Here is a 14,580-nt window from a genome sequence, read left to right as displayed (position 1 = left end):
CATCAGACGTCGCCGAGGGCGACGTCCGGGTCAGCGAGCCGGGCGCGGTCGATGCGCCGGCCCGAGCGAACGAGCTCCTTGATGTCGTCGTTCACGTCCCAGACGTTGACGTTCATGCCCGCGACGACGGCGTCGTTCCGCAGCCAGAACGCGATGAACTCGCCGGACTCCCTGTCGCCGCGATAGAGCACGTCCGCGTCGCGGGCGAGCGGGAAGTAGCCCGCGTACTCCATGCCGATGTCGTACTGGTCGGTGTAGAAGTACGGCACCTCGTCGTAGCTCACGTCCTGGCCGAGCAGGCTGCGCGCGGCGGCCTTCCCCTGCTCGATGGCGTTCGCCCAGTGCTCGCTGCGCAAGCGCCGCTCGAGCACGGGATGCCACGCGTTTGCGACGTCGCCCGCCGCGCGGATGTGCTCGTCGCTCGTGCGCAGGGCGGCATCCGCGAGCACGCCGTCGTCGACGTCGAGGGCCGCCTCCTCGGCGAGCCGAGTGTTGGGGATCGCGCCGATGCCGACGACGACGACGTCGGCGGCGAGATGCTCGCCCGTGTCGGTGTCCACTCCCGTCACGCGGTCCTCCCCCGTGAGGCGCGTGGCGTTCGCGCCCGTGACGAAGCGCACGCCGTGCGCCTCGTGGCGGCTCTGGAAGAACCGGCCGAGGTCGTCGCCGAGCGCGGACGCGAGGGCGATCTCGCCGCGCATGACGACGGTGACGTCGTTGCCGTAGGTGGCGGCGGCCGCCGTGACCTCAAGGCCGATCCAGCCGCCGCCGATCGTGACGACGCGCTTGCCGCCGTCGCGCAGCGCCTCGCGCAGGGCCTCGGAGTCCTCGAGGGTGCGCAGCACGTGCACGCCCGGCAGGTCGGCGCCCGGCACCTCGAGCCGGCGCGCTCGCGCTCCCGTGGCGAGCAGCAGCTCGTCGTAGGAGATCGTGCGGCCCGAGGCGAGCTCGACGGTGCGCCCCGGGGGATCGAGGCGCGTGGCGGCATCCGCCGTCAGGAGCTCGATGTCGTGTTCGGGGTACCAGCCGCGCTCGTGCACGAAGGCCGTGTCCGCTTCCGCCGTGCCGAGGAGCACCTCTTTCGACAGCGGCGGCCGGATGTACGGTTCGTGGCTCTCGCCGGCGATCACGGTGACGGCTCCGTCGAGGCCCTGCGCGCGCAGCTCTTCGGCGGCGCTCGCGGCGGCGAGGCCTCCGCCGACGATGACGAATGCGGGCATGCGTCTCCCCTTTCGACTGGTCCCAGTCTGCTCCGTTCGGCGCGAACAGATGCCCAGCCCACTTTCAGGAGATACGCAGATACTGGGACGATGACCGGACCACGCATCCTCATCGTCGATGACGAGCCCAACATCCGCGACCTGCTGACCACAAGCCTGCGCTTCGCGGGCTTCGCCGTGCGCGCTGTCGGAAACGGCGCCCAGGCGATCTCCGCCGTTCTGGAGGAGGAGCCCGACCTCATCATCCTCGACGTCATGCTGCCCGACATGAACGGCTTCGGCGTCACCAAGCGGCTGCGCGCCTCCGGGTACACGGCGCCGATCCTGTTCCTCACGGCGAAGGACGACACCGAGGACAAGATCACGGGACTCACCGTCGGCGGCGACGACTACGTCACGAAGCCGTTCAGCCTCGACGAGATCGTCGCGCGCATCAAGGCCATCCTGCGCCGCACCATGCAGGCGGACGAGGACGCCATCATCCGCGCGGGCGAGCTCACGATGGACCAGGACACCCACGAGGTGTACGTCGGCGAGACGAGCGTCGAGCTCAGCCCGACCGAGTTCAAGCTCTTGCGCTATCTCATGCTCAACCCCAACCGCGTGCTGAGCAAGGCGCAGATCCTCGACCACGTGTGGGAGTACGACTTCAACGGCGACGCGGGCATCGTCGAGAGCTACATCTCCTACTTGCGCCGCAAGCTCGACCAGTTCTCGTCGGAGCCGCTGATCCAGACGAAGCGCGGCTTCGGCTACATGCTGAAGACGGGCAAGCAGTAGCAGCATCCGACATGCACTCATCGGTCGCCGAGTGGTGGAATTCGATAACGCTACGCACGAAGATCACCAGCGTGACCGTGATCGTGCTCACGTTCGGGCTGCTCGTCACGGGCGCCGGAACCGTCATCATCCTCAAGCAGGCGCTCATCGAGCAGGCGAAGGCCGAGCTCGTCGCCTTCGCGACGGGTGACATCGACCGCTACATCGACGACACCGAGCCGGGTCAGACCCAAGTGCGCGAGACGAACGACTACTACATCGCGCTCTACGGCCCCGACGGCACCCTCATCGACCACAACTGGGACGACCGGGAGGCGAAGTTCCTGCCACGCCCGGCACCCGGAGCGATCTCGCTCGGGAAGGCGATCAACACGCGACCGATGACGGTGACGAGCCCGGCGGGCACCGATTTCCAGGCGGTCACCGTCGTCGCCGACGCCATCGACGACCGCGGCACGAACGGCGTGCTGTTCATCGCCGTGTCGATGCGCGGCCCCGACAGCGTCGTCGCGACCTACGTCACGATCTTCTTCGGCCTCGGCCTCGGCGTCATCGTGCTCGGCGCCCTCATCACGCGCGTGCTCGTCTCGAACACGCTCAGCCCGCTGCGCGAGGTGGAGCTCACGGCCTCCCACATCGCGAACGGAGACTTCAGCCAGCGGCTCACCACGATGACGCCGAACACCGAGGTCGGGCGACTCAACCGCTCCCTCAACACGATGCTCAGCCGCATCGACCGCGCCTTCGCCGACCGCGCGCAGACGATCGAGCAGATGCGACGGTTCGTGGGCGACGCGAGTCACGAGCTGCGCACGCCCCTCGTGACGGTGCGCGGCTACGCCGAGCTGTACCGCATGGGGGCGCTCGAGAAGCCCGAGGACGTCGCGCAGGCGATGGAGCGCATCGAGAAGGAGGCCGTGCGCATGAGCGTCATGGTGCAGGACCTGCTCGAACTCGCGCGCCTCGACGAGACGCGCCCGCTCGAGCTCGCTCCCGTCGACCTCACGCCGCTCGCGAAGGATGCCGTCATGGACGCCCGCGCGTCCTATCCGGGCCGCCCGGTGTCGTTCGTCATCGACACTCCGCCCGACGTGCCGGCACCGCCGCCGCCCGCACGGGAGGAGCCCGCGTCCCCGCCGAAGACCCGCACGGGGAACACGACGGGAAACACGGGACCCATCGCCCTCGCGGGGGCGACGTTCGCGCGGCTGCGGGGCCGCCGCGCGAAGCGGGACGACGCCGCGCAGCCGCACCTCACCATCGAGTCGGTCACCGACATGACGGCGTCGCTTCCCGCCGTTCCGGCGATCGTGATGGCGGAGGAGAACAAGATCCGCCAGGTCATCGCGAACCTCATGGGCAACGCCATGCGGTTCACCGCCGACGGCAGCCCCATCGAGGTCGGCGTCGCGGCCAACCCGCGCACGGGAATGGCCACGGTCGCGGTCATCGACCACGGCGAGGGCGTGCCGCCGCAGATCCGCGAGAAGATCTTCCAGCGGTTCTGGCGCGCCGACACCTCGCGCACAAGGGAGACCGGCGGAAGCGGCCTCGGGCTCGCCATCGTCTCCTCGATCGTGGCGGCGCACGGCGGCACCGTCAGCGTCTCCGAGACCCCGGGCGGCGGAGCGACGTTCCGCATCGCGCTCCCTCTCGCGCGCCGCGAGGACACGGGCCCTCAGCCGGTCGCGCCCGCCGAGTCCGACGACGAGGCCTGAGCCGGCTCCTGTCGTCCACAGCACGCGCGTGAGCGGCGCTGTGCACGGCATCGGCAGAGGGCGGATGCCACTCGCTCCCGCGCCGCTAGCGTCATGTCACACCCACGAGAGGAGTACGACATGAGCAGGTACACGGTCGACAGCGAGGCGGTCCAGAGCGCGAGCTCGGCGATCCGCGGCATCACCGAGCAGCTGCGCGCCGACGTGAACAACCTGATGAGCCAGATCCAGAACCTGCAGTCACAGTGGACCGGCCAGGCCGCGAGCGCGTTCAACACGGCGGCGCAGGACTGGCGCACGACGCAGGCTCGCGTCGAGGAATCGATCACCGAACTCAACCTGGCGCTCGGGCAGGCGGGCAGTCACTATGCCGAGGTCGAGCAGCAGAACGCGGGCATGTTCGGCCGCTGACACGCGCGATGGGCGCCTCCCTTGCGGGAGACGCCCATCGGTGCAGTGCTGCGGGACTTAGAAGTCCATGCCACCCGTCGGGTCGCCGGCGGGAACCGCCGGAGCCTTCTCGGGCTTGTCGGCGACGACAGCCTCGGTCGTGAGGAACAGACCGGCGATCGAGCCCGCGTTCAGCAGCGCCGAACGGGTCACCTTCACCGGGTCGGCGATGCCGGCCTGCAGCATGTCGACGTACTCGCCCGAAGCGGCGTTGAGGCCGAAGCCGACCTCGAGGCCGCGAACCTTCTCGGCGACGACGCCCGGCTCGAGTCCGGCGTTGAGGGCGATCTGCTTGAGCGGGGCCTCGATGGCGACCTTGACGATGTTCGCGCCGGTCGCTTCGTCACCCTCGAGTCCGAGCTTGTCGAACGCGGTCTTGCCGGCCTGGATGAGCGCGACGCCACCACCGGCGACGATGCCCTCCTCGACGGCGGCCTTCGCGTTGCGGACAGCGTCCTCGATGCGGTGCTTGCGCTCCTTGAGCTCGACCTCGGTCGCGGCGCCGGCCTTGATGACGGCGACGCCGCCGGCCAGCTTCGCGAGGCGCTCCTGCAGCTTCTCGCGGTCGTAGTCGCTGTCGGTGTTCTCGATCTCCTTGCGGATCTGCGAGACGCGGCCGGCGATGGCGTCAGCCTCGCCCGCACCCTCGACGATCGTGGTCTCGTCCTTGGTGACGACGACCTTGCGTGCACGGCCGAGCAGGTCGAGGGTGACGTTCTCAAGCTTGAGGCCGACCTCCTCGGAGATGACCTGTCCACCGGTGAGGATCGCGATGTCCTGCAGCTGGGCCTTGCGGCGGTCGCCGAAGCCTGGAGCCTTGACGGCGACCGACTTGAAGATGCCGCGGATCTTGTTGACGATGAGCGTGGCCAGAGCCTCGCCCTCGACATCCTCGGCGATGATGAGGAGCTGCTTGCCGGCCTGGATCACCTGGTCGACGATCGGGAGCAGGTCCTTGATGTTCGAGATCTTCGAGTTCGCGATGAGGATGTAGGGGTCCTCGAACACGGCCTCCTGGCGGTCCTGGTCGGTGACGAAGTACGCCGAGAGGAAGCCCTTGTCGAAGCGCATGCCCTCGGTGAGCTCGAGCTCGGTGCCGAACGTGTTCGACTCCTCGACCGTGACGACGCCTTCCTTGCCGACCTTGTCGATGGCCTCGGCGATGATCTCGCCGATCTGCGTGTCGGCGGCGGAGATCGACGCGGTGGCGGCGATCTCGTCCTTGGTCTCGATCTCCTTCGCAGCGCTCAGGAGCTCGTCGGAGACGGCGTTGACGGCCTTCTCGATGCCGCGCTTGAGGCTGATCGGGTCAGCGCCGGCGGCGACGTTGCGGAGTCCCTCACGGACGAGCGCCTGGGCGAGGACGACCGAGGTCGTGGTTCCGTCACCGGCGACGTCATCGGTCTTCTTCGCGACCTCCTTGACGAGCTCGGCGCCGATCTTCTCGTACGGCTCGTCGAGCTCGATCTCCTTGGCGATCGACACACCATCGTTGGTGATGGTGGGAGCGCCCCACTTCTTCTCGAGGACGACGTTGCGACCGCGAGGTCCAAGCGTGACCTTGACGGCATCAGCGAGCGTGTTCAAACCACGCTCAAGGCCGCGGCGGGCCTCTTCGTCAAAAGCAATGATCTTTGCCATTGTGAGTTTCGTCCCTCCCGGACGTCAATGAACGTTATTAGCACTCCGTTAGCGGGAGTGCTAATGGCAATTCTGGCACTCGGATACGGCGAGTGCAAGCTGCGCCCTCGGCGAGTGTTACGCGGCGGGCGGAACCGCTTCTCCCTCAGGGAGCGAAGTCGGAGCCGAGCACGACGACGATCTGGGAGATGCCGCCCTCTCCGGAGCTGAACTCCGTCGAATACGTGACGGTCGAGATGCCGAGCGACTCCGCGACGCCGCGCGCGGCGCCTTCGAGGGTAGGGTCGTCGTAGTACACCGTCGACGTCGTGATGGAGGTGTCGCTCGCGTTGCTCGCGGTGATGTTGGAGTCGGTCCAGCCGGCGGCGGCGAGCTTGTCCTTGCCGTCACCCGCGAGTCCCGGCGTCGTCGTGCCGTTGAGCACTTGAACGAGAGCCTTCGGGTCGATCGTCGGCTCCGCTGTCGGCGTCGTGGTCTCCGTCGGCGTCGGCGAGGCGGAGGTCTCGGCCGGCATCTCGAAGACCTGGTCGAGGTTCAGCCGGTCGCTTGCGAGGCTCAGGCCGAGGATGCCGAGCGCCACGAGGATCGCCGTCGCGAGAGCCGCCCAGCCGAAGGCCGCCCAGCCGCGTCCCCGCGGAGCGGGCGCACGGTGCGCGCCGACGCGAGACGTGCGCGGCACATCGTCGAACCGGTCGCGGGGGAACGATTTGGCCATGCGGTCGGGTCTCTCCTGTTCAGGGACGGACTGAGGTCAGCGGTCGAGGGAGGTGCGGCGCACGCGAGCGGCCATGCGCTGATCGCGCACGCGCTGCAGTCGCTTCACCAACATGGGGTCGTGCTTGAGGGCGGCCGGCCTCTTGATGAGAGCGGCCAGTAGTTGATAGTACCGAGCCGACGACAGCGCGAACCGGGCCCGGATCGCCTCCTCCTTCGTCCCCGCGTGCTTCCACCACTGGCGCTCGAAGTCGAGGATGGCGATGTCGCGCTCGCTGAGCGCGTCACAGTCCGCCTCGTCGTCGTGCCCGTGGTCCGTCACCTGGTCCATCACCTCTTTCGCAATCCTAGTTTCCCGGCCCCTGAACGTACGCCCGAAACGAAACACGGAATAACACACAGCTCTCAGGGCTTAACTTGGATGTATCCCGACCACGAAGAGCAGGAGTGCGTCATGACGGAGAAGCTGACGAAGACAGACGAGCAGTGGCGTGAAGAGCTGACTCCCGAGCAGTACGCCGTGCTGCGCACGGCGGCGACCGAACGTCCGTGGACGGGCGAGCTGCTCGACGAGGGGCGAGCGGGCGTATACACGTGCGCCGCGTGCGGCGCAGAGCTGTTCAAGAGCGGGACGAAGTTCGATTCCGGATGCGGCTGGCCGAGCTTCTACGAGTCGGTTCGTCCCGAGGCCGTCACCCTCACGGAGGACCGCAGCCTCGGCATGGTGCGCACGGAAGTGCGCTGCGCCCGCTGCGACTCCCACCTCGGGCACGTCTTCGACGACGGCTTCGGCACCCCGACGGGCGATCGCTACTGCATGAACTCGATCTCGCTCGGCTTCACGCCCCAGGCATGAGCTCCCTCGTCGACCGGGTCGCCGCACGGCGGTCCTGGTCGAAGGTGACGGGCGACGCGCCGGATCACGCCGAGCTCGCCCGACTCGTCGCCGCCGCAGGCCGGGTCGCCGACCACAGCGGTCTCGAGCCGTGGCGCCTGATCGAGCTGCGCGGCGCCGCGCGGGAGCGACTGGGCGCCGCGCTCGCTGAAGCCGCCGAGCACGAAAAGCCGTCGTCGAAACCGCTGCGGGCTCCCCTCCTCATCGCGATAGTCGCGTGTCGGCGGGAGAGCCACAAGGTTCCCGACTGGGAACAGGATGCCGTCACGGCGGGTGTCGCCCACATGCTGAGCCTGCTGCTCGCCGACGCCGGCTGGGGCGTCATGTGGCGCACGGGAAGCCTCGTGCGCGCCGAGCCCGTGCGACGCATGCACGAGCTCGCCGACAACGAAGAGCTGCTCGGCTGGCTGTACGTCGGCGGCATCCCCGAGAACACGAAGGACAAGCCGGGTCACGACCGGTCGATAGACCCGGAGCGCTTCCTCACCGTCGTCGACCGCTGAAAGGACTCGCCATGGATAGCACGTCCGGGGCCGACTGGATCGAGCACCGCCGACCTGACGGGGAGCTCGTCGGCTGGATCCGCATGGCGGGCGACGACTTCGTGCCGATCGACCTGCTCGGACGTGAGATTGGCGGCCCTGGCGACTGGCTGAGCGCCGAGGAGCGGCTCGAGGCGCTCGGCATCGGCTACCTCGCCGAGCCGTGGCGGCTGGAGCTCGCGCCGGGCCGGCACATTCGCGTGCGCCTCACCGAGGTCAGCCGTGACGGCATTCGCGCGAAGCTCGACGACTTCGGCGCCATCGATGTTCCCCTGCAGTCGTACGATCTCGGCTTCCCCGCGCCGGACGCGCTCCGCGAATGGGGCGAGGAGTCCGGGATCTGGCCGTTCTCCTGAGCCCTGCGTCTTCGGGAGCCGCCTGCGGGGGTCGAACCCGCGACCTCATGATTACAAGTCAAGCGCTCTACCAACTGAGCTAAGGCGGCGTGCGCCACGTGGCGGCCCGGGCCGGGCTCTGCGTGGAGCGGTTTTCGATTATGCCATGCCGGGACCACGCACGCGTGCGCCCGTCAGACCCGTTCAATCATAGGGGACGATGAACGCTATGACGTGGGCGCGGGCGTCGGGGTCTCGGTCTCGCTCGGCGTCGATGTGGCGAGCGTCTCGCTCGCCGTGCCGATGACGAACGCCTTGAACTCGTCGGGGTCCTCGAGCGAACCCGTGTACTTCTTGCCGTTCACGAGGATCGTGGGCGTCGCCTCGACCCGGTCGACCTCGGTGCCGGGAAGCGGCCCGTTGACGGCGCGCTGGGTCGCGGTCTGCACCCATGTCGAGAACCTCACGTCGTCCACGCAGTCCTCGACCGCCGTGGAGGCGCCGGCGTCGCGCGCGAGCGCGATGAGCTCGTCGTCGCTCAGCCCTGTCGTGCCCTCCTCCGGCTGCTGCGCGAACATCGCCTGGTTGAACGCGAAGAACGCGTCGGGCGAGTAGTTCGCGACGCACGCCGCGGCGTTCGCGGCGCGCAGCGAGTACTCGCTGCCGTGCGACTTGCTCGTGAGAACGGCGATGGGGTGGATCTCGAGAACCGCGGCCCCCGAGCTGAGCCAGCCGCTCAGCTGGGCGCCGTTCGCGGACTCGAAGGCGCCGCACCACGGGCACAGGTAGTCGACGTAGACGCTGATGTGCGCGACGCTGGGGTCGCTAGTCGCGGGCACCGGCGAGGCGCCTGCCGCGAGAGCCGGCGTCGTGCGCGCCTCCAGCTCTTTGCCGATGACGACGCCGTCGCTCGCCATGTTCTTGGGGCCGTCCGTCTCGGGCTTAATCGAGGAGACGACGACGACGATGACGACGGCGATGACGGCGATCACAGCCGCCGCGACGCCGCCCTGCAGCAGGAGCCGGTTGCGCAGATCCTTCTTGCGCTGCTTCTCGCGAAGCTCGCGAGCCTTCTCGCGCACTTGCAGGCGCCGTGGCGCGGACGTGGCATCGTCCGTTGAACCGTTGCCGGTCATTGAACCTCGCTTGGGAGCTGTGTTTCGGGGGTGTGTCAGGCTGCCGCGCGACGGGAATTTCTCGGGGCTCACGCGGGCAAATGCCTCCGACATCGTAGTCCGGCCTGCTGAGAATGGGCCAAGTCGGATGCCGCTGCCGGCGGCCGCGGGGCGACCCCGGGGCCCGGAGCATGCCATACTTTGTGTTAACGCGGTGATGACGCCGCGTTGCGGGACCGGTCAGGTCCCGCTCCATCACTCGGATCGTCCGGCACGTACCTGCCGGTGAAGGAGAAACACTGATATGTCGTCGGTAACTTTCGACAACGCCACCCGGCTCTATCCCGGTGGCACCCGCCCCGCAGTTGACAAGCTCAACCTGGACATCGCTGACGGCGAGTTTCTCGTCCTCGTCGGGCCGTCCGGCTGCGGCAAGTCCACGTCGCTGCGCATGCTCGCCGGCCTCGAAGAGGTGAACGAGGGTCGCATCCTCATCGGCGACCGCGACGTCACCGACATTCCGCCGAAGGACCGCGACATCGCGATGGTCTTCCAGAACTACGCGCTGTACCCGCACATGACCGTCGCCGAGAACATGGGCTTCGCCCTGAAGATCGCCGGCGTGCACAAGACGGAGCGTGCCGAGCGGGTGCTCGAGGCCGCCAAGCTCCTCGACCTCGAGGACTACCTCAACCGCAAGCCGAAGGCGCTCTCGGGTGGTCAGCGTCAGCGCGTCGCCATGGGCCGCGCCATCGTCCGCCAGCCGCAGGTGTTCCTCATGGACGAGCCGCTGTCGAACCTCGACGCCAAGCTGCGCGTCCAGACCCGCACGCAGATCGCGTCGCTGCAGCGTCGCCTCGGCGTCACCACCGTGTACGTCACGCACGACCAGACCGAGGCGCTCACGATGGGCGACCGCATCGCCGTGCTCAAGGACGGCATCCTGCAGCAGGTCGGCACCCCCCGCGACCTGTACGAGAAGCCCTCGAACGTGTTCGTCGCCGGCTTCATCGGCTCGCCCGCCATGAACCTGCTCTCGAGCCAGGTCGCCGACGGCGGCGTGCAGTTCGGAGCGACGGTCGTGCCGGTCGAGCGCGAGGTGCTCAACGAGGCCGCCGCGAAGCAGGTGACGATCGGCGTTCGCCCCGAGGACATCCAGGTGTCCTCCAACCCGGCGGACGGCCTCGAGGTGCACGTCGACCTCGTCGAGGAGCTCGGCGCCGACGGCTACCTCTACGGCCACGCGGAGCTCGACGGAGCGCGCCACGACATCGTGGCTCGCGTCGACGGCCGCATCCACCCCAACGCGGGCGAGAAGGTCTATCTCGCGCCGACGCCGCACCACGTGCACGTCTTCGACCACGCGTCGGGCGAGCGCCTGGGCAACAAGGCCGTCATCAGCGAGTAACCCTCCAGGCGCCGGTCGTCGGGTGCAGCGGCATCCGACGACCGGCGCCGCCGGTTAACCATGAGCGCATCCCTCAACATCACCGCGGCGACCGTCGATCCCGCCCTGCTCGACCTGCCGTGGGACGTGCCCCTCGACGATTGGCCGAGCGAGCACATCGCCTCGCTCCCCAAGGGCATCTCACGGCACCTCGTGCGCTTCGCGAACCTCTCGGGCTACGTCATCGCCGTCAAGGAGACGACGGCGCAGATGGCGAGGGGCGAGTACGACATGCTGCGCACTCTGCAGCGACTCGACATCCCGTGCGTCGAGCCCGTCGCCGTGATCACGGGCCGCATGTCGGCGAAGGGCTCGGAGCTCAAGCCCGTGCTCGTCACGCGGCACTTGCGGTTCTCGCTGCCGTACCGGGCGCTGTTCAGCCAGCAGCTGCGGCCCGACACCGCGACACGACTCGTCGACGCTCTCGCCCTGCTTCTCGTGCGCCTGCACATCGCCGGCTTCTTCTGGGGCGACGTCTCGCTCTCGAACACCCTCTTCCGCCGCGACGCGGGAGCGTTCGCGGCCTACCTCGTCGACGCCGAGACCGGGCAGCTCTACGAGGGCGGCCTGTCGAACGGGCAGCGCGAGAACGACCTCGAGATCGCGCGCGTCAACATCGCGGGCGAGCTCATGGACCTCTACGCGGGCGGCCGCGCCGACGAGGAGCTCGACCCGGTCGCCGTCTCGAACGGCATCGTCGAGGCCTACCGTTCGCTGTGGACCGAGCTCACGGGTACCGAGCAGTTCGCGCGCGCGGAGCGGTGGCGCATCAACGAGCGCGTGCACCGGCTCAACGAGCTCGGCTTCGACATCGAGGAGCTCGCGATAAAGACCGACGCCACGGGAAGCCAAGTGCGCATCCAGCCGAAGGTCGTCGACGCGGGCCACCATCAGCGCCGGCTCATCCGCCTCACCGGGCTCGACACGGGCGAGAACCAGGCCAGGCGCCTGCTCAACGACCTCGACGCCTACCGGATGACGGCCGGCAAGCAGGACATCGACGAGGAGGTCGTCGCGCACGAGTGGCTCATTCGCGTCTTCGAGCCCGTCGTGCGCGCGATCCCGCGGGAGCTGCGCGGCAAGCTCGAGCCCGCCGAAGTGTTCCACCAGCTGCTCGATCACCGCTGGTTCCTCGCCGAGAGCGAGAAGCGCGATGTGCCCCTCGCGGAGGCGCTGACCTCCTACATCAACAACGTGCTGCGACACCGCCGCGACGAGGCGACGATGATCGACCCGCCGACGGGAGCGCTCACGGCCGCGATCGACGTCGTCACCGACGACGGCTCCGACTGGCGCGACAAGGTCTAGCGGCGCCTAGCCCTGCTCGGCGCGGCGCTTCGCGATCTCGTAGAGGGTGACGGATGCCGCGATGCCGGCGTTGAGCGACTCGGTCGCCGCCGAGATCGGGATCGACACGATCGCGTCGCACGTCTCGGTGACCAGGCGCGAGAGCCCCTTCCCCTCGCTGCCGACGACGACGACGATGGGGCGGTCGGCGAGCTCGAGCTCGTGCAGGCTCGTGTCGCCGCCGCCGTCGAGGCCGATGACGAACACGCCCTGCTTCTTGAGCTCCTTGAGCGACTGCGTGAGGTTCGCGGCCATCGCGACGGGAGTGCGCGCGGCCGCACCGGCCGAGGTCTTCCAGGCCGCAGCGGTGACGCCCGCCGAGCGGCGCTGCGGGACGATGACGCCCTGCCCGCCGAACGCGGCGGTCGAGCGGATGATCGCGCCGAGGTTGCGCGGGTCGGTGACCCCGTCGAGGGCGACGAGCAGCGGCGTGCGGCCGCTGTCGACGGCCTTCTCGAGCAGGTCGACGGGGTGCGCGTACTCGTACGGCGGCACCGCGATGGCGACGCCCTGGTGCACCGAGTCGAAGCCGCCCATGCGGTCGAGCTCCGGCCGGGTCACCTCGAGCACGGGGATGCCGCGTCCCGTCGCCATCGAGAGGATCTCCTTGACCCGATCGTCCATCTCGATGCGCGTCGCGACGTACAGGCTCGTCGCCGGGATGCGCGCGCGCAGCGCCTCGAGCACGGAATTGCGGCCCGTGACGATCTCGGTGTCGTCGTTCTTCGAGCGCTTCACCGGCGGGCGCCCGCCCGGCGACTGCTTCGACTGCGGGCGGCCGCCGCGCGCGGCCTCGAGCCGCTCCCTCGCCGCCTTGCGCTTTCCCGCGGGATGGTAGGTGCGGTCCTCCGCCTTCGGCGTCGGGCCCTTGCCCTCGAGCGCCTTGCGGCCGAGCCCGCCCGTGCCCTTCTGCGGGCCCTTCTTGTTCTTCTTCATGGCGCCGGGGCGACCCTTGCTACTTGCCATTGATGCTCCAATGCGCCCCCGCGGGGGTGTCTTCGATCGTGATTCCGCCCGCCGACAGGATGTCGCGGATGCGGTCGGCCGCCGAGAAGTCGCGCGCTTCGCGCGCGCTCTGCCGTTCGGCGATGAGGTGTTCGACGAGGCCGGCAAGCGCCGTCGCGGGCGCGGCATCCGTCTCGTCGGCCCACGAGGAGCCGGCGATGCCGAGCACTTCGCTCATGGCGGTGACGGCGCCGAACGCGCGAGCCGCGCCGCTGAGGTCGTCGGCGTCGATGGCGGCATTGCCCGCGCGAACCGTCTCGTGCAGAACCGCGAGGGCCTGCGGCACACCGAGGTCGTCGTTCATGGCCTCCGCGAACTCGGCGGGGATCTCGACGGGTCCCGCGCCCGCGAAGCGCGTGCCGCGCATGCGCCGCTCGGCGCGGTCGAGGAAGCCGGTTATGCGCTCGAGGGCGGCCTCCGCCTCGGCGAGCGAGCCGTCATGGTAGTCGATCGTCGAGCGGTAGTGCGCTTGACCGAGGTAGTAGCGCACGACCGGCGCGGGCGCCTGGTCGAGCAGCTCGGCGGCGTAGACGGAGTTGCCGAGCGACTTCGACATCTTCTGCCCGTTGACGTTGACGAGGCCGTTGTGCACCCAGTAGTTCGCGAAGCCGTCGCCCGCGGCCGTGGACTGCGCGAGCTCGTTCTCGTGGTGCGGGAAGCGCAGGTCGAGGCCGCCTCCGTGGATGTCGAAGTTCGCGCCGAGGTAGCGGGCGGCCATGGCGGAGCATTCGATGTGCCAGCCGGGCCGGCCCTCTCCCCACGGGCTCGGCCACGCCGCCGAGGCGGGCTCCTCCGGCTTGTGGCCCTTCCACACGGCGAAGTCGCGCGGGTCGCGTTTGCCGCGCGGGTCCGCGTCGGCGGCATCCTCCATGTTGTCGACGTCCTGCCTGGTGAGGGCGCCGTAGTCGGGCCAGGAGCGCACGTCGAAGTACACGTCGCCGGAGCCGTCGGCGGCGACGTACGCGTGGCCCGCGTCGATGAGGCGCTGGATGAGCTGCTGCATCTGCTGGATGTTCGCCGTCGCACGCGGCTCGTATGTGGGCGGCAGGATGCCGAGGGTGTTGTAGCCGGCCGTGAACTCGAGCTCCATGCGATAGGCGAGCGCCCACCACTGCTCGTTCTCCCCCGCGTTGATGAGCACCTTGTCGTCGATGTCGGTGACGTTGCGGATGAGCGTGACGTCGAAGCCCGAGTAGTTGAGCCAGCGCCGCAGGATGTCGTAGACGAGCGCCGAGCGCAAGTGCCCGATGTGCGGGGACGACTGCACCGTCGGCCCGCAAACGTACATGCCGACGCGGCCGGGCGTGATCGGCTCGAAGTCGCGCAGTGCCTGTGTCTTGGTGTCGTACAGTCGCAGGGTCACGGGTCAAG

At 69.0% G+C, this 14,580-nt stretch carries 15 protein-coding genes and 1 tRNA gene; 8 read left to right on the top strand and 8 right to left on the bottom strand.

Translation table 11 applies throughout. The annotated features are described in order from the left end of the window. Positions 1-2: 2 nt before the first annotated feature. Entirely contained in the window at positions 3-1,220 is a 1,218-nt protein-coding gene (locus BLV49_RS11370; protein WP_091184221.1) for an NAD(P)/FAD-dependent oxidoreductase, read from the bottom strand. A 90-nt stretch (positions 1,221-1,310) separates the two neighbouring features. Between BLV49_RS11370 and BLV49_RS11365 the strand changes: the two genes are divergently transcribed. From BLV49_RS11365 to BLV49_RS11355, 3 genes are all read left to right on the top strand, one after another. After that, complete coding sequence (locus BLV49_RS11365; RefSeq protein ID WP_091184219.1) at positions 1,311-2,000, top strand: response regulator transcription factor; 690 nt, start codon at positions 1,311-1,313, stop codon at positions 1,998-2,000. An 11-nt stretch (positions 2,001-2,011) separates the two neighbouring features. Continuing rightward, on the top strand, positions 2,012-3,718 hold the full coding sequence (locus tag BLV49_RS11360) for a sensor histidine kinase (protein ID WP_091184216.1): 1,707 nt from the start codon (positions 2,012-2,014) through the stop codon (positions 3,716-3,718). A gap of 120 nt (positions 3,719-3,838) precedes the next feature. Further along, positions 3,839-4,129, top strand: a complete 291-nt coding sequence (locus BLV49_RS11355) for a WXG100 family type VII secretion target (RefSeq protein ID WP_091184215.1) — start codon at positions 3,839-3,841, stop codon at positions 4,127-4,129. Between the two features lie 57 nt (positions 4,130-4,186). On the opposite strand, the gene groL is transcribed toward BLV49_RS11355, so the two are convergent. The 3 genes from groL to BLV49_RS11340 all read right to left on the bottom strand — a co-directional run bounded on the left by groL (position 4,187) and on the right by BLV49_RS11340 (position 6,854). Then, positions 4,187-5,809 carry a chaperonin GroEL gene (gene groL, locus BLV49_RS11350; protein WP_091184212.1) on the bottom strand — a complete coding sequence of 541 codons (1,623 nt, stop codon included), beginning with the start codon at positions 5,807-5,809 and terminating at the stop codon, positions 4,187-4,189. Positions 5,810-5,954: 145 nt separating this feature from the next. Beyond that, a complete protein-coding gene (locus tag BLV49_RS11345; protein ID WP_091184209.1) occupies positions 5,955-6,524 on the bottom strand; it encodes a LytR C-terminal domain-containing protein in 570 nt (189 codons plus the stop codon). Between the two features lie 36 nt (positions 6,525-6,560). After that, positions 6,561-6,854 (bottom strand): DUF3263 domain-containing protein, encoded by a 294-nt coding sequence (locus tag BLV49_RS11340; RefSeq protein WP_091184206.1) that lies wholly within the window; start codon positions 6,852-6,854, stop codon positions 6,561-6,563. Between the two features lie 123 nt (positions 6,855-6,977). Between BLV49_RS11340 and msrB the strand changes: the two genes are divergently transcribed. From msrB to BLV49_RS11325, 3 genes are read left to right on the top strand one after another with little or no spacing between them, the layout of a single operon-like run. Continuing rightward, positions 6,978-7,379 carry a peptide-methionine (R)-S-oxide reductase MsrB gene (gene msrB / locus BLV49_RS11335; RefSeq protein WP_091187239.1) on the top strand — a complete coding sequence of 134 codons (402 nt, stop codon included), beginning with the start codon at positions 6,978-6,980 and terminating at the stop codon, positions 7,377-7,379. Beyond that, positions 7,376-7,921 carry a nitroreductase family protein gene (locus BLV49_RS11330; RefSeq protein WP_091184204.1) on the top strand — a complete coding sequence of 182 codons (546 nt, stop codon included), beginning with the start codon at positions 7,376-7,378 and terminating at the stop codon, positions 7,919-7,921. The genes msrB and BLV49_RS11330 overlap by 4 nt, the downstream gene beginning before the upstream one ends. Positions 7,922-7,932: 11 nt before the next feature. Continuing rightward, a complete protein-coding gene (locus tag BLV49_RS11325; protein WP_091184201.1) occupies positions 7,933-8,316 on the top strand; it encodes a hypothetical protein in 384 nt (127 codons plus the stop codon). Positions 8,317-8,332: 16 nt separating this feature from the next. On the opposite strand, the gene BLV49_RS11320 is transcribed toward BLV49_RS11325, so the two are convergent. Together BLV49_RS11320 and BLV49_RS11315 are read right to left on the bottom strand one after the other, a co-directional pair. Then, positions 8,333-8,405 (bottom strand) — tRNA-Thr (locus BLV49_RS11320). A 117-nt stretch (positions 8,406-8,522) separates the two neighbouring features. Beyond that, positions 8,523-9,431 carry a DsbA family protein gene (locus tag BLV49_RS11315; RefSeq protein WP_091184198.1) on the bottom strand — a complete coding sequence of 303 codons (909 nt, stop codon included), beginning with the start codon at positions 9,429-9,431 and terminating at the stop codon, positions 8,523-8,525. 283 nt (positions 9,432-9,714) lie between these two features. On the opposite strand from BLV49_RS11315, the gene BLV49_RS11310 reads away from it, so the two are divergent. Both BLV49_RS11310 and BLV49_RS11305 read left to right on the top strand, forming a co-directional pair. Continuing rightward, positions 9,715-10,818 (top strand): ABC transporter ATP-binding protein, encoded by a 1,104-nt coding sequence (locus BLV49_RS11310; RefSeq protein WP_091184195.1) that lies wholly within the window; start codon positions 9,715-9,717, stop codon positions 10,816-10,818. A 60-nt stretch (positions 10,819-10,878) separates the two neighbouring features. Next, the gene (locus BLV49_RS11305; RefSeq protein WP_091184191.1) at positions 10,879-12,165 is read left to right on the top strand and encodes a DUF4032 domain-containing protein; all 1,287 of its coding nucleotides are present in this window, start codon (positions 10,879-10,881) and stop codon (positions 12,163-12,165) included. A 6-nt stretch (positions 12,166-12,171) separates the two neighbouring features. Here BLV49_RS11305 and rlmB read toward each other — a convergent pair whose 3' ends face one another. After that, positions 12,172-13,170: a 23S rRNA (guanosine(2251)-2'-O)-methyltransferase RlmB gene (rlmB, locus tag BLV49_RS11300; RefSeq protein ID WP_091184188.1), complete on the bottom strand. Its 999-nt coding sequence runs from the start codon at positions 13,168-13,170 to the stop codon at positions 12,172-12,174. Then, entirely contained in the window at positions 13,160-14,572 is a 1,413-nt protein-coding gene (gene cysS, locus BLV49_RS11295) for a cysteine--tRNA ligase (protein WP_091184183.1), read from the bottom strand. The genes rlmB and cysS overlap by 11 nt, the downstream gene beginning before the upstream one ends. Positions 14,573-14,580: the final 8 nt, after the last annotated feature.

The organism is Paramicrobacterium humi, from assembly GCF_900105715.1.
GTDB classification, from domain to species: Bacteria; Actinomycetota; Actinomycetes; order Actinomycetales; family Microbacteriaceae; genus Paramicrobacterium; species Paramicrobacterium humi.
This window is presented reverse-complemented; position numbering and strand designations above follow the sequence as displayed.